This window comes from Leifsonia sp. RCC_180 (assembly GCF_058138205.1).
In genome coordinates this window covers 3,470,019-3,490,107 of the sequence record NZ_CP200340.1, presented here as the reverse complement: position 1 = coordinate 3,490,107, position 20,089 = coordinate 3,470,019, and the positions used below count along the sequence as shown (strand labels likewise).

17 protein-coding genes are annotated in these 20,089 nt (G+C 69.1%); 7 read left to right on the top strand and 10 right to left on the bottom strand.

Translation table 11 applies throughout. The features are described from left to right. Positions 1-14: 14 nt before the first annotated feature. The 8 genes from AB7E03_RS17180 to AB7E03_RS17145 form a co-directional block, all read right to left on the bottom strand. The gene (locus AB7E03_RS17180) at positions 15-911 is read right to left on the bottom strand and encodes a carbohydrate ABC transporter permease (protein WP_489942539.1); all 897 of its coding nucleotides are present in this window, start codon (positions 909-911) and stop codon (positions 15-17) included. After that, positions 911-1,891, bottom strand: coding sequence for a carbohydrate ABC transporter permease (locus AB7E03_RS17175; protein WP_489942538.1), 981 nt, complete (start codon positions 1,889-1,891; stop codon positions 911-913). Before AB7E03_RS17175 ends, AB7E03_RS17180 begins: the two co-directional genes overlap by 1 nt. A gap of 112 nt (positions 1,892-2,003) precedes the next feature. Next, positions 2,004-3,314: an ABC transporter substrate-binding protein gene (locus tag AB7E03_RS17170; RefSeq protein WP_489942537.1), complete on the bottom strand. Its 1,311-nt coding sequence runs from the start codon at positions 3,312-3,314 to the stop codon at positions 2,004-2,006. A 193-nt stretch (positions 3,315-3,507) separates the two neighbouring features. Further along, entirely contained in the window at positions 3,508-4,707 is a 1,200-nt protein-coding gene (locus tag AB7E03_RS17165) for an ROK family transcriptional regulator (protein ID WP_489942536.1), read from the bottom strand. 34 nt (positions 4,708-4,741) lie between these two features. Next, entirely contained in the window at positions 4,742-5,839 is a 1,098-nt protein-coding gene (locus AB7E03_RS17160; RefSeq protein ID WP_489942535.1) for a Gfo/Idh/MocA family protein, read from the bottom strand. Further along, on the bottom strand, positions 5,824-6,516 hold the full coding sequence (locus tag AB7E03_RS17155; RefSeq protein WP_489942534.1) for a ThuA domain-containing protein: 693 nt from the start codon (positions 6,514-6,516) through the stop codon (positions 5,824-5,826). The genes AB7E03_RS17160 and AB7E03_RS17155 overlap by 16 nt, the downstream gene beginning before the upstream one ends. Then, the gene (locus AB7E03_RS17150; protein WP_489942533.1) at positions 6,513-7,718 is read right to left on the bottom strand and encodes a Gfo/Idh/MocA family protein; all 1,206 of its coding nucleotides are present in this window, start codon (positions 7,716-7,718) and stop codon (positions 6,513-6,515) included. Before AB7E03_RS17150 ends, AB7E03_RS17155 begins: the two co-directional genes overlap by 4 nt. Positions 7,719-7,785: 67 nt before the next feature. Beyond that, on the bottom strand, positions 7,786-8,829 hold the full coding sequence (locus AB7E03_RS17145) for a LacI family DNA-binding transcriptional regulator (protein ID WP_489942532.1): 1,044 nt from the start codon (positions 8,827-8,829) through the stop codon (positions 7,786-7,788). A 144-nt stretch (positions 8,830-8,973) separates the two neighbouring features. Here AB7E03_RS17145 and AB7E03_RS17140 point away from each other — a divergent pair, with 144 nt between their 5' ends. Next, positions 8,974-9,945: an acetylxylan esterase gene (locus tag AB7E03_RS17140; RefSeq protein WP_489942531.1), complete on the top strand. Its 972-nt coding sequence runs from the start codon at positions 8,974-8,976 to the stop codon at positions 9,943-9,945. Positions 9,946-9,993: 48 nt separating this feature from the next. On the opposite strand, the gene AB7E03_RS17135 is transcribed toward AB7E03_RS17140, so the two are convergent. Both AB7E03_RS17135 and AB7E03_RS17130 read right to left on the bottom strand, forming a co-directional pair. After that, a complete protein-coding gene (locus tag AB7E03_RS17135) occupies positions 9,994-10,365 on the bottom strand; it encodes a DUF805 domain-containing protein (protein ID WP_489942530.1) in 372 nt (123 codons plus the stop codon). A gap of 154 nt (positions 10,366-10,519) precedes the next feature. After that, a complete protein-coding gene (locus AB7E03_RS17130) occupies positions 10,520-11,518 on the bottom strand; it encodes a LacI family DNA-binding transcriptional regulator (RefSeq protein ID WP_489942529.1) in 999 nt (332 codons plus the stop codon). Positions 11,519-11,629: 111 nt separating this feature from the next. On the opposite strand from AB7E03_RS17130, the gene AB7E03_RS17125 reads away from it, so the two are divergent. The 6 genes from AB7E03_RS17125 to xylB all read left to right on the top strand — a co-directional run bounded on the left by AB7E03_RS17125 (position 11,630) and on the right by xylB (position 20,019). After that, entirely contained in the window at positions 11,630-12,919 is a 1,290-nt protein-coding gene (locus tag AB7E03_RS17125) for an extracellular solute-binding protein (RefSeq protein ID WP_489942528.1), read from the top strand. 11 nt (positions 12,920-12,930) lie between these two features. Then, positions 12,931-13,965: a carbohydrate ABC transporter permease gene (locus tag AB7E03_RS17120; protein WP_489942527.1), complete on the top strand. Its 1,035-nt coding sequence runs from the start codon at positions 12,931-12,933 to the stop codon at positions 13,963-13,965. After that, the gene (locus AB7E03_RS17115; protein WP_489942526.1) at positions 13,962-14,858 is read left to right on the top strand and encodes a carbohydrate ABC transporter permease; all 897 of its coding nucleotides are present in this window, start codon (positions 13,962-13,964) and stop codon (positions 14,856-14,858) included. The genes AB7E03_RS17120 and AB7E03_RS17115 overlap by 4 nt, the downstream gene beginning before the upstream one ends. A 32-nt stretch (positions 14,859-14,890) precedes the next feature. Continuing rightward, positions 14,891-17,215 carry a beta-xylosidase/alpha-l-arabinosidase gene (locus AB7E03_RS17110; RefSeq protein WP_489942525.1) on the top strand — a complete coding sequence of 775 codons (2,325 nt, stop codon included), beginning with the start codon at positions 14,891-14,893 and terminating at the stop codon, positions 17,213-17,215. Between the two features lie 80 nt (positions 17,216-17,295). Beyond that, the gene (gene xylA / locus AB7E03_RS17105; RefSeq protein ID WP_489942524.1) at positions 17,296-18,486 is read left to right on the top strand and encodes a xylose isomerase; all 1,191 of its coding nucleotides are present in this window, start codon (positions 17,296-17,298) and stop codon (positions 18,484-18,486) included. 102 nt (positions 18,487-18,588) lie between these two features. After that, positions 18,589-20,019 carry a xylulokinase gene (gene xylB / locus AB7E03_RS17100; protein WP_489942523.1) on the top strand — a complete coding sequence of 477 codons (1,431 nt, stop codon included), beginning with the start codon at positions 18,589-18,591 and terminating at the stop codon, positions 20,017-20,019. Positions 20,020-20,089 lie beyond the last annotated feature (70 nt).

The following is a 20,089-nucleotide window of genomic DNA, read 5'->3' as shown; positions in this document are numbered from 1 at the left end:
AGGGGATGCTCCGGTTACTTGACCGCGCCGGCGGTGATGCCGCGGGTCAGGGTGCGCTGGAAGATGAGGAAGAAGATGAGCGTGGGGATGAGGCCGAGGAGCGCCGACGCGGAGGTGGTGGTCACATCCATCAGGCGGTCGCCCTGCAGCACGCTGATCGCCACCGGCACAGTCTGGTTGTCGTTCGACACCAGGAAGGTCAGCGGGATCAGGAACTCGTTCCACGTCCAGATGAAGAAGAAAATCAGGAGGACGCTGAGCGTCGGACGCGAGATCGGCACGACGACCCGCCACAGGATGCGCCAGCGTCCTGCACCATCGAGGGATGCAGCCTCCAGCACCTCCTTCGGGAAGGTGCCGTAGACGCTGGAGAGCAGGTACGTCCCGAACGCGCTCTGGATCACCGTGAAGATGATGATGACCGCCCACACGTTGTCGTACAGGCCGACCTGCTTGAACATGAAGTACAGCGGGTACAGCAGGGCCTCCTGCGGCAGCATGTTCGCCAGCAGGAACAGCACGATGATCCAGGTCCGCGCCTTCACGCGGCCGATGCCCAGCGCGTAGGCGTTCAGCACGGAGAGCACGACCGACAGGATCGCGACCATGCCGGCGATGAAGAACGAGTTCCAGAGCTTCTCCGGGAAGTTCACCCGGTTCCAGAAGTTGACGATGCCGTCGGTGTAGAAGGATGTCGGCAATTGCAGCGGGCCGCCCGCGTTGTAGTCCGCCGGGCTCTTGAACGAGTTCAGCAGGATGAGCAGGAACGGGAACGCGATGGCGACCCCGATCACGATGGCGACGATCAGGATGACCCAGTCGGTCACGGTCTTGCGTGGCTTCTGCCGCTTCAGCTTGCGCGGTTCGGTCGTCGTCGCTGGGGCGCTCGGGCGGGTGAGGGTGGTCGACATCAGATCTCGTTCTCCCTGCGCTCGGCGCGGTTCTGGGCGATGATGAAGAGGACGGAGACGGCGATGATGACCACCGTCAGCGCGGTCGCGATCGTGGCGCCGTATCCCACCTGCTGGCTCTGGAAGAACTCGCTGTACGAGTAGACGCTGGGCACCATCGTCGCGTTGCCGGGGCCACCGCGGGTCAGCGTGTAGACCGGGCCGAAGACCTTGAGCGCCGCGATCGTGCAGGTCAGCGTGACCACGAAGATCTCCGGGCGGATGATGGACACGGTGATCGAGCGGAAACGCTGCAGCCAGTTGGCCCCATCCAGCTCCGCCGCCTCGTACAGTTCGGGGTCGACCCGCTGCAGGGCCGCCATGAAGATGACGACCGGGTAGCCGAGCTGCACCCAGACCATCACCGCCATGATCGAGGGGAGCGCCGTGTCCGGGCTGCCCAGCCAGTTGTGGGCGAACTGCCCGAGTCCGACCGCCTGCAGCATGGTGTTCAGCGCGCCGTTGTCGGGGCGGAGGATCCAGCCGATCACGATCGCCGCGATGACGACGGGGAGGATCTGCGGAAGGTAGTAGGTGGCCCGCAGGAAGCTGGCCAGCTTGCCGCCGAACTTCTTGCCGATCAGGTCGAACAGCATGGCGGCGAGGATCAGGCCGACGAGCGTCGGGATGACGACCATCGCGATGACCATGGCGATCGAGTTGCCGAACGAGGTCCAGAACTTGTCGTCGCCGAACAGTCGGACCCAGTTGTTGAGCCCGATGAACTTCGGCGGACGGATGCCGCGGTAGCTGGTGAAGCTGAGGTAGATGTTCCACAGCAGCGGTACGAGGACGATCACCGTCAGCAGGACGAATCCCGGCAACAGGTACCACCAGAACCGGCCGTGCCCCCCTCCGGGCATCAGCGACTCGCTGCGCCCGCGCTGCCTGCGCCGCTGCGGCGTCCGCTCCTGCGGCGCCGCCACGCTCACGTCGACCATGCGTTGCTCCTTACGTTCTCCCTCCGCCATCCGCTCCGGACTTTTTCGGGCCGACACGCGGGTCGGGGGGCGAAAAAGTCCGGAGCTGACGGCTTGGGGCTGGGGACTTCGGTTACTGGTTGACGATCTCGTCTACGCCGGACTGGTACTCGGAGCCGAGTTCCTTGTTGACGTCCGCCGGCGACTTCGTGCCGTTGATGAGCTCCTGCAGGCCGGCGTTCAGCTGGTCGTAGAAGGTGGGCGTCGGCCAGTCGGGGTAGTACGCGATGCCGTCCTCACCCGTGAGCGTGTTGAAGTTCGCGATGAGTTCCTTCGACTTCTCGTCGGTGATGTCGCTGGTCTTCGCCGCGACGGGGACACCGCCGTTGTTGCCGATCAGCGCCTGGATCTTCGGGGTCATAGTGATGTCGATGAACTTCTCCGCCAGACCCTTGTTCTTCGCCTTCTCCGGGACGACCCACATGTTGCCGGCCGAACCGGGCGACAGCTTCGTGCCGGGGAACAGGAACGTGCCCCACTGGTAGTCCTTGATCTCGGTCTGGAAGCGGCCGTACCACCAGCTGCCGGAGAAGAAGATCGGGTACTTGCCCGAGATGAACGAGGTGCCGGCGTCTTCGGCCTTGAGGCCCGACGCATCCTTGGAGATGTAGCCCTTCTGCACCCAGTCATCCACGGTCTTGGTGGCTCCGGAGAGCTCGCTGCCCTGCCAGTTCACCTTGCCCTTGTAGAGCTGGTAATCGTCGACGAACTTCCGGTCCGCCTTGTTCAGGGCGAGCTGGTACCAGAGCTGGCCGAGCGGGTACTCCGCTGCCGACTCGGCGAGAGGCGTCACGCCGGCGTCCTTGAACTTCTGCAGGGCGGCGACGAACTCCTCGTAGGTCTTGGGGACCTCGACGCCGTACTTCGTGAACATGTCCTTGTTGTAGTAGACCTCGACGTACTCGCCGTAGTTCGGGATGCCGTACCACGAGCCCGAGCCCATGATGCCCTTGTCGTCGTACTTGGCCGTGGTCTGCAGGCTCGGGGCGAGCTTCTTGTCCCAGCCGTACTTCTTGACGGCATCATCGAGGTTGGAGAGCAGGCCCTGGCTGGCGAGAAGGCCGGCGGTGGCATTGCCCTTGTTGTACTCGAGGATGTCGGGGGCCTGGTCGGAGTTGAGGACCTGGGAGGCCGTCGAGCGGATCTGCTCGAACGCCTTCGCCTCGAACTTCACCTTGGCGCCGGTCTCGGCCTCGAACTCCTTGATGGCCTCGTTCCAGGCCTTGCCCATGGCGGAGTCTTCGCTCTCGAAGTGCCACAGCGTGAGGGTCTTGCCTTTTCCGTCGGTGCTGTCGGACGACGAGCCGGACGTGCCCGAGCAGCCGGCGAGCAGCAGCGCACCGGCGGCCAGAACGGCGCCGATCGCGAGGTGCCTCTTGCGCATCTGTTACCTCCTTGTAGTGGAGTGGACGCGCGTCTGCAGGCCTCGCAGCCACTCCGATGCTATTTGTTGACGATCACAACATAAGTGAGGCTGGATGCGATTGCAAGTTGTTTTTTGGATGCGATGTCCGGTCATCACAGGCCGGATGGGTTAGTTCGGGGCGGCAACAATCGCGCGCCCAGCGCACGAAAGCTCAGGCGGCGAGGGCCCGTGCCGGATCCGCGATGAGCTCGGAGAAGACGAGTTCTGCCGCGCCGATCAGCAGCTGATCGGCCCCCAGCTCCGCCTCGGCAACAGAAACGCCCTCCCGCGAGGAGTGCACGACGTCGGCCAAGAGGTCCGGTGCGCCGTGCGCCCGCGCGCCCCGGTACAGCGCGGCTAGGAAACCGCCCAGCACCAGGGACGACGGATTGAAGACGTTGACGGCGTTGCGGGCCGCAACCTGCATGAGCGCATAGTCGCGCTCGAGGACCGCGAGGGCCGCCGGGTCGTCCGTCGCGACGAGGCGGTCGGCGAGCGAAGTCGCCTCGGTGGACGTCAGGCCGACTGCGCCGAGAAGCTCGGCCTGGGTAACCTCGGCCTCCAGGCACCCCCGCGATCCGCAGGAGCAGTGCCGGCCGTCGGAGCGGACGAACGTATGCCCGAACTCTCCCGCATACCCTGCGGCGCCGGTCAGCAGCCGTCCACCGCCGACCGCCCCTCCGCCGATTCCGGAGGCGCCGCCGATCATGTACACGAGGTCGTCGACCCCCCGGCCGGCCCCGAACGCGCCCTCCGCCCGAAGCCCGAGCACTGCCGCATTCGCCGCCCACACCCGGTACCCGGTCGCCTCCGCGAGCATGCGCCCGAGGGGCTCGTTCACCCAGCCGAAGTGGGTCGCCTCCCGGACCATGCCGTCGGACAGCCTCACCTGCCCCGGCACCGCGACCCCGAGCCCGGCCACACGGATCGCCGTCTCGCCCGCGAGCATGCCGGCGATTCCGGCGGACGCGAGCGTCACCGTCTCAGCGGCTGACCGCGCCGAGGCGGTCTCGATGCGGACGCGCTTGAGCACTCGGCCACCCAGGCCGACGAGACCGACGATGATCGCATCCACCTCGGGGTTCACCGCGACCGCGGCGACGTTGTCCGAGGCGCGCACCACCGGGCTCGGCCGGCCGGCTCGACCGCCGCCGGGCGTCTCGTCGACGTCGACCAGCCCGAGTGCCGCGAGCTCGGTGACCAGGTCGCCCACGGTGGAGCGGTTCAGGCCGGTCAGCCGGGTCAGGTCGCTGCGCGACAGCGCGCCTTCGCGATGGACGAGCCCCAGCACGGTCGCCAGGTTGCTGCGGCGCAGCGCATCCGTCGCCCCGCCCGAGGAAGGGCGGACCGTGCTCAGGTCGGATACGGACATGCAATGACCATAACGCGCGTCGTGCGCTCCCTCGTCACCAGGTCTCGGGACGCGCCCCCAGCGGCACCGGCGCCGGCCGCTCGACCGTCGACGTCAGCTCGACCACCGTGTGCGTCGCACCCGCACGCACGACGGACTCCATGATCTCCAGCACGTGGAACGCCAGCTCGCCGGAGGCCCGGTGCGGCCGGTCGGTCTCGATCGCCCGTGCCATGTCTGCCAGGCCGTAGCCGCGGCCCGCGTCCGCGTACCCCGCAGCGACCGGCACCTCGTGGAAGTCGCGGTCCGCCGCCGTGGCGACCTCCACAGGATCCGAGAACATGTTCGGGTCAGGGACGGCGATGGTCCCTTCCGTGCCGTACACCTCGAACTTCGGCGTGCGCGTCGCCCAGACCTCGAACGACACGGTGACGGTCGAGACGACGCCCGAGGCGTGCTCCAGGATGGCGGTGACGTGCGTGTCCACATCCACCGGGATGGTGGATCCGGCGAGCGGGCCGGTCGCGACCGTCCGCTCCCGGGTCGAACGACCCGCGGTCCCCGATACGCGGACGACCGGACCGAAGAAGCTGACCAGGCTGGTCAGGTAGTACGGCCCCATGTCGAAGAGCGGGCCGCCGCCGGGCTGGTAGTAGAAGGCGGGCGCGGGATGCCACAGCTCGTGGCCGGGCGCGCTCCACGCGACCGCGGCGGCGACCGGGTCGCCGATGCGTCCCTCGTCGAGCAGCGCGAGGGCCGTCTGAACCCCGGTGCCGAGGACGGTGTCGGGGGCGCTGCCGACCCGCAGGCCCAGCGAGGCGGCGCGTTCGAGCACCGGCCGCGCCTCCGCGGTCGACAGGGCCAGCGGCTTCTCCCCGTACACGTGCTTGCCCGCGGCGAGCGCCCGCAGGGCGATGTCGGCGTGCGCCTTCGGGATGGTCAGGTTGAGCACCGCATCCACTCGCGGGTCGGCGAGCAGGTCGTCCACCGAGAGAGCGACGACGCCCTGCTCGTCGGCGACGGCCGACGCGCGGTCGAGGTCGAGGTCGGCGACCGCGGCGAGCCGCAGGTTCGGCAGCTGGGGGAAGTGCTCGAAGTATTGCCGGCTGATGACGCCGACTCCGATCACGCCGATGTTCAGCGGGACGCCCACAGCATCCCCCTCTCGATGATGGTGCGGACGGGCTGGCTCTCGACGATCTCGAGCCGGTGGCCGGGAGCCGAGACGAAGATGCGGCCCTTGCCCCACTGGCGGGTCCAGATCGCGGGCGCGGTCACCGGGCGGTTCCACGCATCGAACGGGCGCGCTTCCTGCGTGGTCGTCGCCAGCACGTCGTTGTACTCGTCGCTGAGCACCCAGTACTGCTCGGTGACCAGGTCGAAGTCCTCGATTCCGGCGGTGATGGGATGCGTCTTGCCGTACTCGGTGATGTGCACGGTGTACGGGATGTAGTTGTCCGACTGGTCGCCGACACGCTCGGCCGGATCCTTGCCCGCGTGGTGGGCGAACTGCCCGCCGATCATGTGGAGATAGTCGGCGTTGTTGCGGTACGAGTCGGCGATGCCGCCGTGCCATCCGGCCATCCCGGTGCCGTTCAGGACCGCGCGCTGCAGCCCGCGGAACTCGTCCGATTCGATGGTGTTCATCGTGTTCACCTGCACGACGAGGTCGACGGAGTCCATGACGGCGTCGTCCGCGTACACGGCCGACCCCTCCTCCACCCGCACGTCGAATCCGTACTCACGGAGGAACGGAACGAAGAGTTCCGTCGTCTCGACGGGCATGTGCCCGTCCCATCCTCCGCGGACGATCAGTGCCTGCTTGCTCATGCTTCCTTCCGGGTTGCGGGGATCGCGGTCCAGGCGCTGCCGGTGGCGGCGCTGCGCTCGACGGCGTCGAGGACGCGCTGGATGTGGAGGCCGTCGGCGAACGACGGCTCCGGGTCGGTGCCCTCGCCGATGGCGGTGACGAAGTCGACGACCTCGTGGCTGAACGAGTGCTCGTAGCCGATGGCATGACCGGTCGGCCACCAGTTGGCCATGTAGGGATGCTCGGGCTCGGTGACGATGATGCGGGTGAACCCCTGCTCGCCCGCCGGGGCGGTTGCGTCGTAGAACTGGAGCTCGTTCATCTCCTCCAGGTCGAACGCGATGGCCCCGAGCGAGCCGCTCAGCTCGATGCGCAGGGCGTTCTTCCGTCCGGTCGCGTAGCGGGTCGCCTCGAAGGCGCCGATCGCGCCGTCGGCCGCTCCCCCGTCCAACCGGGCGGTGAACCAGGCGGCGTCGTCGACGGTGACGTGGCCGCGCTCGGCCGAGGCCGTACCGGAGAGTCCGACGCCCTCGCCGAGCAGCGGGCGCTCCTCCACGAAGGTGGTCAGCGTCCCGGAGACGCCGCTCAGGCTCGAACCGGTGAGGTGCTCGACCAGATCGATCGCGTGCGCGCCGATGTCGCCGAGGGAGCCGGACCCCGCGGACGCCTTGTCGAGCCGCCACGTCATCGGGCCGTCCTCGTCGCGCAGCCAGTCCTGGAGGTAGAGGGCCCGGACCTGGCGGATGTTGCCGAGGCGGCCCTCCTGCACCAGGGTCCGGGCGAAGCCGATCGCAGGGACCCGACGGTAGCTGAAGCCGACCATCGAGCGGATGCCGCGCTCGGCTGCCCGCTCGGCTGCAGCGGTCATCGCCTCGGCCTCGGCGACCGTGTTCGCGAGCGGCTTCTCGCAGAGGACGTGCTTGCCCGCATCCAGGGCCGCGATAGCGATCTCGGCGTGGCTGTCGCCCGGCGTGCAGATGTCGATGACGTCGATCTCGGGGTCCTCGACCACCGCACGCCAGTCGGTCTCGGCGCGCTGCCAGCCGAACCGGCGACGCGCATCCTCAACACGGGCGGCGTCACGGCCGACGACCACGGCCATGACCGGCTCGCCGGGGAGGTCGAAGAAGCGGGGTGCGGTGCGCCAGCCCTGGGAATGGGCGGCGCCCATGAACCCGTAGCCGATCATGGCGACCTTCAGCTGCGGCTTGTCGTCGGTCATCGTCGTCCTCACGTCTGGCTGTACCCGTGCGACGGTAGTTCGGCATCCCGGAGGCATGCAAGTTTCTTCAGGCGGTTGGAAAACTTTCGCTAGGGGCCGGCGCGGGCGTGGCCGGCGGGGCCGTCGATCCACGCTCGATCAGGGTGGTCGCCAGCTCCAGCCGGGTGCTGTCGACCTCGCCCGCGCGAAGCCGCAGCGCCAGCCTCGTCGCCTCCTCCGCCATCTTCTGCAGCGGCTGGTGGATGGTCGTCAGCGGCGGGCGCGCCCACGCGGCCGACGGCGCGTCGTCGAACCCGACGACCGAGAGGTCGCGCGGCACATCGAGTCCGAGAGCGAACGCGGCGTCGTACACGCCCAGCGCCTGCATGTCGTTGCCGCACACGATCGCGGTGGGGCGCTCAGCGGCCTCCAGCAGCCGCCGCGCCTCCTGCTCGCCTGCCGCGCGGGAGAAGGCGGCGCTGCGGACGGCGTCTGGCGCCACCGGGACGCCCGCCTCCTGCAGCGCCGAGTGGTAGCCGGCGATCCGCGCCCGGGAGCACATCAACTCCTCCGGACCGCCGATGGCGGCGATCCGGCGGTGGCCGAGGGCCAGCAGATGACGGGTCGCCGTCACCCCGCCCGCCCAGTTGGTGGCGCCGATGGCGGGGACCTCCGGCGGAGGATCGCCGGCGGGGTCCACGACCACGAAAGGGATGTTGCGGGTGCGCAGCTGACGCCGGTGGTCGGCCGTCAGATTCGAGAACTGCAGCACCATCGCGATCGGTTTGCGTCGGAGGACTCCGGTGATCAGGTCGTCGCCGACCGCGTGATAGTCGCCGATCGTGGAGAGCGTCATCGACAGGCCGTTCTCGCGGGTCACCCGCTCCACTCCGCGGATGACCTCCACCGACCATTCGCTGGCCAGGTTCTCGATGACGAGCTCGACCGCGTCGCCGCGCTCAGCATCCACCCCGCGGCGCGCATACCCGGAGTCGTGCAGCAGCTCCTCGACCCGGCGACGCGTCGCCGACGAGACGCCGGGGCGGCCGTTCAGCACCTTCGACACCGTGGACAGCGAGACGGACGCCTCACGGGCGATCGCCTCCAGCGTCGGTCGGGCGGGAGCGGGCATGCAGCCACTGTCGCACATGCGACGCCGCTCACCCTCACGTGCTCGTGGATGCTGTGCCACAATGACGGCCAGCCGCCTCCGATCCAGCGCGATCCACTGCGATGCACTGCGATCCACGTGAAAGCCGTTCTGAAAGCGAGTCCGATGCCGCTCACCGACCTGACCTACGCCGAATTGCTCGCCTTCCGCCCGGAAGTGCAGGAGCCGGCCGATTTCGACCAGTTCTGGGCGCGGACGATCGCCCAGGCCCGGGCGGCAGGCGGGGTCCCGGAGCTGACCCCGGCCGACTCGCCGGTTACCCAGCTCCTGATCGGTGACCTCGTGTTCCCCGGGTTCGGCGGCGAGCCGGTCCGCGCCTGGGTGTCGCGCCCGCTGAATGCCGACGGGCCGCTGCCCGCGGTGGTGCAGTACCAGGGCTACGGCGGCGGGCGCGGGCTCGCCGGCGAGAATGTCCAGTGGGCGCTCGCCGGATACGTCCACGTGTTCGTCGACACGCGCGGCCAGGGCAGCGGCTGGGGCAGCGGCGGCGACACCCCAGATCCGCACGGCTCGGGGCCGGCGACGCCGGGAGTGATGACCCGCGGCATCCACTCGCCGGAGACGTACTACTACCGGCGGGTGTTCACGGATGCTGTGCGCGCGGTCGACGCGACCCGATCGCTGCCGTTCGTGGACGGCGAGCGAATCGCCGTGACCGGCGGCAGCCAGGGCGGCGGGATCGCGCTCGCCGCCGCTGCGCTGGCCGACGGCGTCGCGGCGGCGATGCCCGACGTCGCGTTCCTCTGCGCCTACCGGCGGGGTGCCGAGGTCGCGTCGGGAGGTCCGTTCCTCGAGCTTGCGACCTACCTGTCGGTGCACCGGGATGAGGTCGCCGACGTCTTCCGGACGCTCAGCTACTTCGACGGCGTCAACTTCGCCCGCCGCATCCACGCGCCCTCGCTGTTCTCGGTCGCGCTCATGGATACCGTGGTGCCGCCGTCGACGACGTTCGCCGCGTACAACCACCTCGCGGCGTCCGACCGCGCGATCGAGGTCTATCCGTTCAACGACCACGAAGGCGGCGGCGGCGCGCACTGGCGCGCGCAGGCGGCGTGGCTGGCGGCGCGGTTCGGGTGACGACTGCGTCCTGTTCTCAGGACGCGGTGCGCTTGCGGCGTCCTGAATTCAGGACGCGGCTTGCCCCGCGGTCGGGCTGCTCACACGGTCCCGCGCGGGCTGCGCCCAGAACACGATGAGCACGATGATCCCCGCGATCGGCACCAGCAGCCAGAAGATGTGACCCCAGCCGTACCCCGCGTCGCGCAGCCGTCGGACGCCCACAGCGAGCGTCGGCAACAGCACCGCGATGCCCCACAGGCTCGACAGGATCGCGCCGAGCGACGACGTCTCGCCGATGCGGATGACGCCGAACACGTTCAGCGCGCTCGCGACGAGGACGTAGAACAGCATCCACCACCAGAATTCGGGGCGCGACGCGCGTCCCCCGAACTCCGCGTACTTCCGGAGTACGGTCCGGATCGCCTCACCGAACGTCATGGCGCCAGTGTAGGGCGCGCTTCCCGCGTCCTGTATTCAGGACTTTGCGCGCCTGAGCGGCGCCGAAGGGTAAGTAGTTGCGCGTATCCCGGGCGAGTTGCGACAACTACGAGCACCTCGGCGGCGGCGCGGTCCTGAAAACAGGACCAGCGCATCAGGCAGGCGCCGCCGTCGTCGCGCGACGCACCAACCGCGTCGGCAGGCGCAAGTGGATGCGCTCCGGCGTCTCCCCGCCCATCAGCGAGACCAGCAGATCGGCCGCCGCCGCCCCGAGGCTCTGCATCGGTTGGCGCACCGTCGTCAGCGGCGGGTTGTACTGCGACGCCTCGGGGACGTCGTCGAACCCGATCACCGACAGGTCGCGCGGCACGTCCAGCCCCAGCTCCGCCGCCACCTCCATGACCGCGATCGCCGAGATGTCGTTGGCGGCGAAGACGGCCGTCGGCCGATCCGCCCGGGAGAGCAGGGGCAGCGCGACCTCCCGAACCGTGTCGTGCTCGTACCGCCCCACGGCCACCAGCGACGGATCGAAGGGGATGCCCGCCTCGCCGAGCGCGCGCCGGTATCCCGCGTCGCGCAGGTTCGACGACCGCAGGTCGGGACGTCCGGCGACGAAGGCGATCCGGCGGTGTCCGAGTCCGATCAGGTAGGTGGTCGCATGGCGCGCCCCGCCGAAGCTGTCCGACTCCACCGTCGGAACGTCGGCACGACCTGTGTGCGGGTCGATCGCGACGATGGGCACGTCGGCGTTCGCGTTCACGACCGTCGGCGTCACCATGATCACCCCGTCGATCAGCGTTCCGCTGAGCCGGCTGAGGGAGCGCCGCTCCCATCCTTCGCTCGACGGCTGCCGTGATCCGCTGTACGCCAGGAGGTCGTAGCGGGAGTCGCGCAGGGCTGCACCGACGCCTTTGAGGATCTCGGCCGAGAACGGCTCGAAGTCGGCGACGAGCACGCCGATCACGCCCGTGCGGCGCGATCGCATGCTGCTGGCGACGAGGCTCGATTCGTACCCGAGCTCCTGAACCACCTGCAGAACGCGCTCCACCGTGGAGGTCGCCACGCCGTATCGGCCGTTCACCGCTTTGGACACAGTCGCGACGGAAACGCCGGCCGCTTCGGCCACGTCATTGATCGTCGGACGCCGTCCCATGGAGACAAACCATAGCGTAGAAAAGGTTTTCGAAAACGTTTGACACGATCGACCAGCGCTTGCGACACTTCCGTCGTCCCCACCTCAACGAAGAGAACAGGTTGGAATCACATGAAAGGCACCAAGCTCCTTACCGGGGCCGCCGTCGTGATGGCCGGCGCGCTCGCCCTCACCGGGTGTAGCGGCGGCTCCGACAGCTCCAGCAGCAACGGCAAGGTCAACATGACCCTCTGGCAGAACTCCACCACTGGCCCCGGCCAGCAGTTCTGGAAAGACGCCGTCGCCGCTTTCGAGAAGGCGAACCCGAACGTCACCATCAAGGTTCAGTCCATCCAGAACGAAGACCTGGACGGCAAACTGCAGACCGCGCTCAACTCCGGCGACGCACCCGACATCTTCCTGCAGCGAGGCGGCGGAAAGATGGCGGCGATGGTCAACGCCGGCCAGTTGATGGACATCACCGGCAAGGTGTCGTCCGAGACGAAGAAGAACATCTCCGAGGGATCCTTCAAGGCGGAGACCTACCAGGACAAGGTGTGGGCGATGCCCATCGCCGTGCTGCCGGGCGGGCTCTTCCACAGCCAGGACCTGTTCAAGGCCGCCGGCATCACCGAGGCACCGAAGACGATCGACGACCTCAATGCAGACGTCACGAAGCTGAAGGCCACCGGGGTCGCCCCGATCGCCCTCGGCGCCAAGGACGCCTGGCCGGCCGCTCACTGGTTCTACTGGTTCGCACTCCGCGAGTGCGCCGGTTCGACCATGGAGAAGACCGCTGACTCCAAGTCGTTCAGCGATGGATGCTGGCTGAAGGCCGCTGAGGACCTCCAGAAGTTCTCGGACACCAAGCCCTTCAACGACGGCTTCCTCACCACCTCCGCCCAGCAGGGCGCGGGCAGCTCCGCCGGCCTGGTCGCGAACCACAAGGCCGCGATGGAGCTCATGGGCGCCTGGGACCCGGGAGTGATCGCGTCCCTCACCCCCGACCAGAAGCCGCTGCCCGACCTGGGCTTTTACCCCTTCCCCGAGGTTTCCGGCGGCAAGGGCGAGCCCGGCTCGATCATGGGTGGCGTCGACGGGTACTCATGCTCGGTCAAGGCTCCGAAGGAGTGCGCCGACTTCCTGAACTTCATCGCCACCACGGACCAGCAGGAGGCCTACTACAAGGCCTTCAACGCTCCGCCGGTGAACTCCGAGGCGCAGAAGGTCGTCACCGAGCCCTACCTGAAGGATGTGCTGAAGGCCTACAACGCGGCCCCGTACGTCTCGCAGTGGCTGGACACGGTCCTCGGACAGAACGTCGGCAACGCCCTGAACGTGGCGGTCGTCGACATGCTGGCCGGCAAGAGCGACCCGAAGCAGCTCATCCAGGCGGCCAACGACGCCGCCAAGAAGGGCTGAGGACTGAGCTCGTGAGCAACACCCGCGAGAACACGTCCACCGGCATCGCGCCGCAGTCGGACCTCGCGCAGCACGACGGGAGCGGCGCAGTCGCGTCGCTCCCGTCGCGGCCGCGCCGCAAGCGCAGCAGCTGGGGGATGCGCCTGGAGATCCTGCTGCTCGCCGGTCCTGCGGCGATCGTCTTCCTGGCGTTCGTGATCTTCCCGGTCGTGATCGCCGCCTACTACGGATTCTTCCGCTGGCAGGGCTACGGACCGGCGACGGATTTCGTCGGACTGCAGAACTACGTCACCATCCTCCAGGACTCCGCCTTCCAGCAGGCGCTGATGCACAACGGGCTGATCGTGATCGGCTCGCTGGTCCTGCAGGGGCCGGTCGCCATCCTGCTGGCCCTCCTGCTCAACCGCAAGATGCGCGGACAGTCCATCATCCGCGTCCTGATCTTCGTGCCGTACGTCATCGCCGAGGTCGTCGTCGGCACCGGCTGGAGCCTGATGCTCGCCACGAACGGCGCGCTGAACGGGTTCCTGAAGAACATCGGCATGGGCTTCCTCGCCCACGACTGGCTGTCCGACCCGAGCATCGCGATCTGGACGCTGCTGGCCATCCTGACCTGGAAGTACGTCGGCTTCGCCGTCATCCTCTTCCTCGCCGGGCTTCAGGGCATCCCCGAGGAGCTGTACGAGGCGGCCGCGCTCGACGGCGCGTCCTACTGGCAGATCCAGCGCCGCATCGCGCTGCCGCTGCTCGGCCCGACGCTGCGCATCTGGGCGTTCCTGTCGATCATCGGAGCGCTGCAGCTCTTCGACCTCGTCTACATCATCTGGGGCCAGTACGTGGCCTCGACCGCCGGCACCTCGACGATGGCGACCTACATGGTCGCCAACGGCCGCAACGCCGGCAACTTCGGCTACGGAAACGCCGTCGCCGTCGTGATCTTCCTGATCTCCCTGATCGTCGCGCTGTTCTACCAGCGGTTCGTGCTCCGGCGCGACACCGAGGGCGCGATCACGGGCGACAGGCGCAAGGGAAGGAAGAACCGATGAGCGCGATGGTCGTCATCCCGGACGCTCCCGACGCCCCCGGCGTCCTGGATGCCCCGGATCGCAAGAAGGCGAAGTCGCTGCCCTGGGGCTCCCCCAGCGTCTACTTCATCGCCCTCGTCGTGATCGCGCTGATGCTCACCCCGATCGTGTACATCGTGCTCGGCGGCTTCCGCACCAATTCGCAGATCACGGTGGACCCGGCCGGGTTCCCCAATCCGTGGAACGTGCAGAACTACATCGGCGTCCTCACCGGCGGCACCTTCTGGACCGAGGTCGGGAACTCGACGATCGTCGCGGTCGTCACCACGCTCGGCGTCATCGTGCTCGGGCTGATGGCCAGCTACGTGCTCGCCCGCTACCGCTTCCGCGGCCGCGGCATCCTGTACGCCCTGTTCGCCGCCGGCCTGATGTTCCCGATCACGGTCGCCATCACGCCGCTCTACATCGTGGTGCGGAACCTGGGGCTGATGAACTCGCTGACCGGCGTCATCCTGCCGCAGATCGCGTTCGCGCTGCCGACGACGATCATCATCCTGGTGCCGTTCCTGCGGGCGATCCCGGATGAGATCCAGGAGGCCGCGTTCATCGACGGCTGCAGCCGGCTCGGCTTCTTCTGGCGGATGGTGCTGCGGCTGTCGATGCCCGGCGTCATCACCGTGGGCATCCTGGCCTTCATCGCCAGCTGGAACAGCTACCTGCTGCCCCTCTTCCTCCTCAACAACGAGGCGACGTTCACGCTGCCGCTCGGAGTGCAGGCGTTCTCGTCGCAGTACTCCGTCGACACAGCCAAGGTGCTCGCGTTTACGTCGCTGTCCATGATCCCGGCGCTGATCTTCTTCAGCCTGTTCGAACGCCGCATCGTCGGCGGGCTGACCGGCGCCGTCAAGGGCTGACGCCCGACCATCTCGAGAAGTGTGAGATCGACATGACCGAATCCCTTCCGCGCCCTTCCGCGCCCTCCGAGCGCGTCCGCGGGATCCTCGCCGACATGACGCTGGATGAGAAGCTCGCCCAGCTGGTCGGCTTCTGGGTCGACAAGGGCGACGAGCTGGTGGCGCCGATGGCCGGCGAGATGGGCAACCCGGGCGCCTACGCGGATGTCACCGCGCACGGGCTCGGGCAGCTCACGCGGGTCTACGGCACCCGGCCCGTCGACCCCGCCGAGCGCGCAGCCTGGCTATGGGCGGAGCAGCGCCGCCTGAAGGAGGAGACGCGGCTCGGCATCCCCGCACTCGTGCACGAGGAGTGCCTCACCGGGCTCGCCGCGTGGAAGGCCGCGACCTTCCCCACTCCGCTGGCGTGGGGCGCGTCGTTCGACCCCGAACTCGTGGAGGAGATGGCCGGCCTGATCGGTCTCTCGATGCGCGAGCTCGGCATCCATCAGGGCCTCGCGCCGGTCCTGGATGTCATCCGCGACCCACGCTGGGGCCGCGTCGACGAGTGCATCGCCGAGGATCCGTACGTCGTCGGAACGCTCGGCACCGCGTACGTCCGCGGGCTGCAGGGCGCTGGCGTCCACGCGACACTGAAGCACTTCGTCGGCTACTCCGCGTCGCAGGCCGGACGCAACCACGCCCCGGTCCACGCTGGGCCGCGCGAGGTGCGCGACACCCTGCTGCCGCCGTTCGAGATGGCGCTCCGGGATGGCGGGGTGCGGTCGGTCATGAACTCGTACGCCGAGATCGACGGCGTCCCCGTCGGGGCGAGCCCCGAGTACCTGACCGGCATCCTCCGCGACGAGTGGGGATTTACGGGAACGGTGGTCTCCGACTACTTCTCCGTCGCGTTCCTGCACACGATGCACGGCGTCGCCGCCGACCTCGGCGAGGCGGCGGAGCTGGCCCTCGAGGCCGGGATCGACGTGGAGCTGCCCACCGGCGACGCCTTCCTCGAGCCGCTCGCCTCCCGCATCCGCTCGGGTGAAGTGGATGAGGCACTGGTCGACCGCGCGGTGCTGCGCGTGCTTGCGCAGAAGGAGGAGCTCGGGCTGCTGGATGCGACCTTCGACGAGCCGCCGACCTCCATCGACCTGGACACGCCCGCCCACCGGGATGTCGCCCTCCGCCTGGCGGAGGAGTCGCTCGTCCTGCTGACCAACGACGGCACCCTGCCGCTGGCGGACGCACCGAAGCGGATCGCCGTGCTCGGCCCGAACTCGGACGCGCCAGAAGCCCTGATGGGCTGCTACTCGTTCGCGAACCACGTGCTCGCCCATCACCCGGAGGTGCCGCTCGGGTTCGAGCTGCCCTCGGTGCTGGAGGCGGTGCGGGAGGAGTTCTCGTCGGCGACCGTCTCGCACGAGCGCGGCTGCGCCGTCGAGGGCGACGACCGCTCCGGGATCCCCGCGGCCGTCGCCGCGGCGAGCGCCGCCGATGTCGCAGTGGTCGTCGTCGGCGACCGTGCCGGCCTGTTCGGCCGCGGCACCGTCGGCGAGGGCAACGATGTCGAGAGCCTGGAGCTTCCGGGCATCCAGCGCGAACTGGTCGAGCGGGTCGTCGCGACCGGCACCCCTGTGGTGCTCGTCGTGCTCTCCGGTCGCCCCTACGCGATCGCGTGGGCGGTCGAGGGGGTGACCGCCCCCGCGGCGGTGCTTCAGGCGTTCTTCCCGGGCGAGGAGGGCGGCCGCGCCTTGGCTGCGGTTCTCTCTGGCCGCGTGTCGCCGTCCGGCCACCTCCCGGTGTCGCTCCCCCGCTCGGCGGGCGCGCAGCCGTACTCCTACCTGCATCCCGTACTCGGCGGTCCGAACGAGATCACGAGCGCGGACAGCACCCCGGTGCTGCCGTTCGGGCACGGGCTCTCGTACACGAGCTTCGAGCACACCGAGCTCACTGTAGAGCGGGAGGTCGCGGCCGGCGGGACGTTCAGCGCGAGCGTGCGCGTCCGAAACACCGGCGACCGGCCGGGAACCGACCTGGTGCAGCTGTACGCACGGGATGTGCACGCCAGTGTGACGCGTCCCGTCGCCCAGCTACTCGGCTACCGACGCGTGGAGCTGCAGCCCGGCGAGGAGGCGATCGTGCGCTTCGCGGTGCCGACCACCCGCCTGGCCTTCTCGGACCGGTCGCTGCGCCGCATCGTGGAGCCGGGACTGGTCGAGGTGTGGGCCGGGCCGTCGTGCGACCTTCGCGAGACCTCCGACGAACTGACCATCACCGGTCCGGTGCATCACGTCACCCCGTCGGACACCCGCCTGGTGACCTCGGAGGTCGAGGCGGCTAGCGTGGGTGCCGTCTTCACCGACGCGCTCTGAACCGGGACTCGCGCAGGACGCGAGACTGCGGTATAAGTTTATTGAAACAACAAATCACCGACGACGCTGAAGGAAACACCATGAGCCTCACCCCCACCCGCGCCGACAAGTTCTCGTTCGGTCTGTGGACCATCGGCTACAACGGCACCGACCCGTTCGGCGGCCCCACCCGTCCCCAGCTCGACGTGGTCGAGGCGGTCACCAAGCTGAACGAGCTCGGCGCCTACGGCCTCACGTTCCACGACGACGACCTGTTCGCCTTCGGCTCCACCGATGCTGAGCGCCAGAAGCAGATCGACCGCCTCAAGCAGGCCCTCGCCGACACCGGCATCATCGTGCCGATGGTCACCACCAACCTGTTCAGCGCCCCGGTCTTCAAGGACGGCGGCTTCACCTCCAACGACCGCGCCGTGCGTCGCTTCGCGCTGCGCAAGGTGCTCCGCAACATCGACCTGGCCGCCGAGCTCGGCGCCAAGACGTTCGTCATGTGGGGCGGCCGCGAGGGCGCAGAGTACGACGCCGCCAAGGACATCCGCTCGGCGCTGGAGCGCTACCGCGAGGCCGTCAACCTGCTCGGCGACTACGTCACCGACAAGGGCTACGACATCCGCTTCGCCATCGAGCCGAAGCCCAACGAGCCACGCGGCGACATCCTGCTCCCGACGCTCGGACACGCGCTCGCCTTCATCGAGTCGCTGGAGCGCCCCGAGCTTGTCGGCCTCAACCCTGAGGTCGGCCACGAGCAGATGGCCGGGCTGAACTTCGCCGCCGGCATCGCCCAGGCGCTGTACCACGGCAAGCTCTACCACATCGACCTCAACGGGCAGCGCGGCATCAAGTACGACCAGGACCTCGTCTTCGGTCACGGCGACCTGCAGAACGCGTTCGCTCTCGTCGACCTGCTCGAGAACGGCGGCCCCGACGGAGGCCCGGCCTACGACGGCCCGCGCCACTTCGACTACAAGCCGTCGCGCACCGAGGACATCACCGGCGTGTGGGAGTCGGCCGCGGCCAACATGCGCACGTACCTGCTGCTGAAGGAGCGGGCGCAGGCGTTCCGCGCCGACCCCGAGGTGCAGGAGCAGCTCGAGGCCTCGCGCGTCATCGAGCTGACGCGTCCGACGCTGGGTGAGGGCGAGTCGTACGACGACCTGCTCGCCGATCGCAGCGCCTTCGAGGACTTCGACGCCAGCGCGTACTTCGGCGGCAAGGGCTTCGGCTTCGTCCGCCTGCAGCAGCTCGCCCTGGAGCACCTGCTCGGAGCACGCTGACCCGCATCCCCTCTCCCATTTCCGCGAGGTGCTCGTAGGTGCTCCCCCGACCGGCGTGTCGGCGGCACCTGCGAGCACCTCGATTCTTGAAAGGACACCCGCGTGACACTGGTCGCCGGCGTCGACTCCTCGACCCAGAGCTGCAAGGTGGTCGTCCGCGACCTCGAGACGGGGGCGCTCGTGCGCTCGGGGCGCGCCGTGCATCCCGACGGCACCGAGGTCGACCCCGCCGCCTGGTGGTCCGCGCTGCAGGAGGCCCTGGAGGCGGCCGGAGGGCTCGACGACGTCGCGGCGATCTCGGTCGCCGGCCAGCAGCACGGGATGGTGGTGCTGGATGCGGAGGGCCGCGTCATCCGCGACGCCCTGCTCTGGAACGACACCCGCTCGGCGCAGGCCGCCCGCGACCTGATCGACGAGGTGGGAGCGGACGAGTATGCGGCCCGCGTCGGCGTGGTCCCGGTTGCCTCCTTCACCGCGACCAAGCTGCGCTGGCTGCGTGACGCCGAGCCGGAGAACGCCGCGCGCGTCGCGGCCGTCGCGCTCCCTCACGACTGGCTCACCTGGCGCCTGCGCGGGCACGGGCCGGTCGGTGAGAGCGAGCTCGGGCCCGACCTCGAGGCGCTGACCACCGACCGCTCCGACGCCAGCGGCACGGCCTACTGGGGCGCGGCGACCGGCGCGTACGACTTCGACCTGTTCGAGCGCGCCCTCGGCCGTCCGGGAAGGGAGGCCGGTACGCCTGCTGACGGTTCGGTTGTGCTGCCGCGCGTCCTCGGTCCCTCCGAAGCGGCGGGACGCACGCCGTCCGGCGTCCTGGTCGGCCCCGGCGCCGGCGACAACGCGGGAGCCGCCCTCGGGCTCGGCGCCGCGGAAGGCGATGTGGTCGTCTCGATCGGCACCTCGGGGACCGTCTTCGCGGTCACGGATGCGCCCATCGCGGACGCCACCGGAACCGTCGCCGGCTTCGCCGACGCGTCAGGCGTGTCCCTCCCCCTGATCGCCACCCTCAACGCGGCCCGGGTGCTCGGCTCCATCGCCGGACTGCTCTCGGTCGACCACGACGGACTCTCCGCCCTGGCGCTCTCCGCCGAGCCGGGGTCGGGCGGCGTGGTGCTCATCCCCTACTTCGAGGGCGAGCGGACGCCGAACCTCCCCGACGCGAAGGCCGCCATTCACGGCCTTACCCTCGCCTCGACGACCCCGGCCAACCTCGCGCGCGCGGCGATCGAGGGGATGCTGTGCGGGCTCGCTGACGGGTTGGATGCGGTGCGCTCCGTCGGCGTCCGTGAGCGGCGCATCCTGCTCATCGGCGGTGCGGCGCAGAACCCGGCCGTGGCGCAGGTGGCCGCGCAGGTCTTCGATGCGCCGGTCGAGGTGCCGGTGCCGGGCGAGTACGTCGCCGACGGCGGCGCCGTGCAGGCCGCCTGGGCGTTGACAGGCTCGCGCCCGTCGTGGAACGTCGAGACTTCGGCCGCCCTCCCGGTCGACACCCGCTCCGTCATCCGCACCCAGTACGCCGCCGCGCGCCCCTAACCCGGCGCACCCGCCGCCCCGCCCCCAAGCCAACAGCTCCTGAGTTCTTCCGCCGACGCGCCGCGTGTCG

What these genes read in the sequence shown, in the direction of transcription:
- AB7E03_RS17180 (WP_489942539.1), bottom strand. Translation starts at nt 911, where the DNA reads ATGTCGACCACCCTCACCCGCCCGAGCGCCCCAGCGACGACGACCGAA.
- AB7E03_RS17175 (WP_489942538.1), bottom strand. Translation starts at nt 1,891, where the DNA reads ATGGTCGACGTGAGCGTGGCGGCGCCGCAGGAGCGGACGCCGCAGCGG.
- AB7E03_RS17170 (WP_489942537.1), bottom strand. Translation starts at nt 3,314, where the DNA reads ATGCGCAAGAGGCACCTCGCGATCGGCGCCGTTCTGGCCGCCGGTGCG.
- AB7E03_RS17165 (WP_489942536.1), bottom strand. Translation starts at nt 4,707, where the DNA reads ATGTCCGTATCCGACCTGAGCACGGTCCGCCCTTCCTCGGGCGGGGCG.
- AB7E03_RS17155 (WP_489942534.1), bottom strand. Translation starts at nt 6,516, where the DNA reads ATGAGCAAGCAGGCACTGATCGTCCGCGGAGGATGGGACGGGCACATG.
- AB7E03_RS17150 (WP_489942533.1), bottom strand. Translation starts at nt 7,718, where the DNA reads ATGACCGACGACAAGCCGCAGCTGAAGGTCGCCATGATCGGCTACGGG.
- AB7E03_RS17145 (WP_489942532.1), bottom strand. Translation starts at nt 8,829, where the DNA reads ATGCCCGCTCCCGCCCGACCGACGCTGGAGGCGATCGCCCGTGAGGCG.
- AB7E03_RS17140 (WP_489942531.1), top strand. Translation starts at nt 8,974, where the DNA reads ATGCCGCTCACCGACCTGACCTACGCCGAATTGCTCGCCTTCCGCCCG.
- AB7E03_RS17135 (WP_489942530.1), bottom strand. Translation starts at nt 10,365, where the DNA reads ATGACGTTCGGTGAGGCGATCCGGACCGTACTCCGGAAGTACGCGGAG.
- AB7E03_RS17130 (WP_489942529.1), bottom strand. Translation starts at nt 11,518, where the DNA reads ATGGGACGGCGTCCGACGATCAATGACGTGGCCGAAGCGGCCGGCGTT.
- AB7E03_RS17125 (WP_489942528.1), top strand. Translation starts at nt 11,630, where the DNA reads ATGAAAGGCACCAAGCTCCTTACCGGGGCCGCCGTCGTGATGGCCGGC.
- AB7E03_RS17115 (WP_489942526.1), top strand. Translation starts at nt 13,962, where the DNA reads ATGAGCGCGATGGTCGTCATCCCGGACGCTCCCGACGCCCCCGGCGTC.
- AB7E03_RS17110 (WP_489942525.1), top strand. Translation starts at nt 14,891, where the DNA reads ATGACCGAATCCCTTCCGCGCCCTTCCGCGCCCTCCGAGCGCGTCCGC.
- xylA (WP_489942524.1), top strand. Translation starts at nt 17,296, where the DNA reads ATGAGCCTCACCCCCACCCGCGCCGACAAGTTCTCGTTCGGTCTGTGG.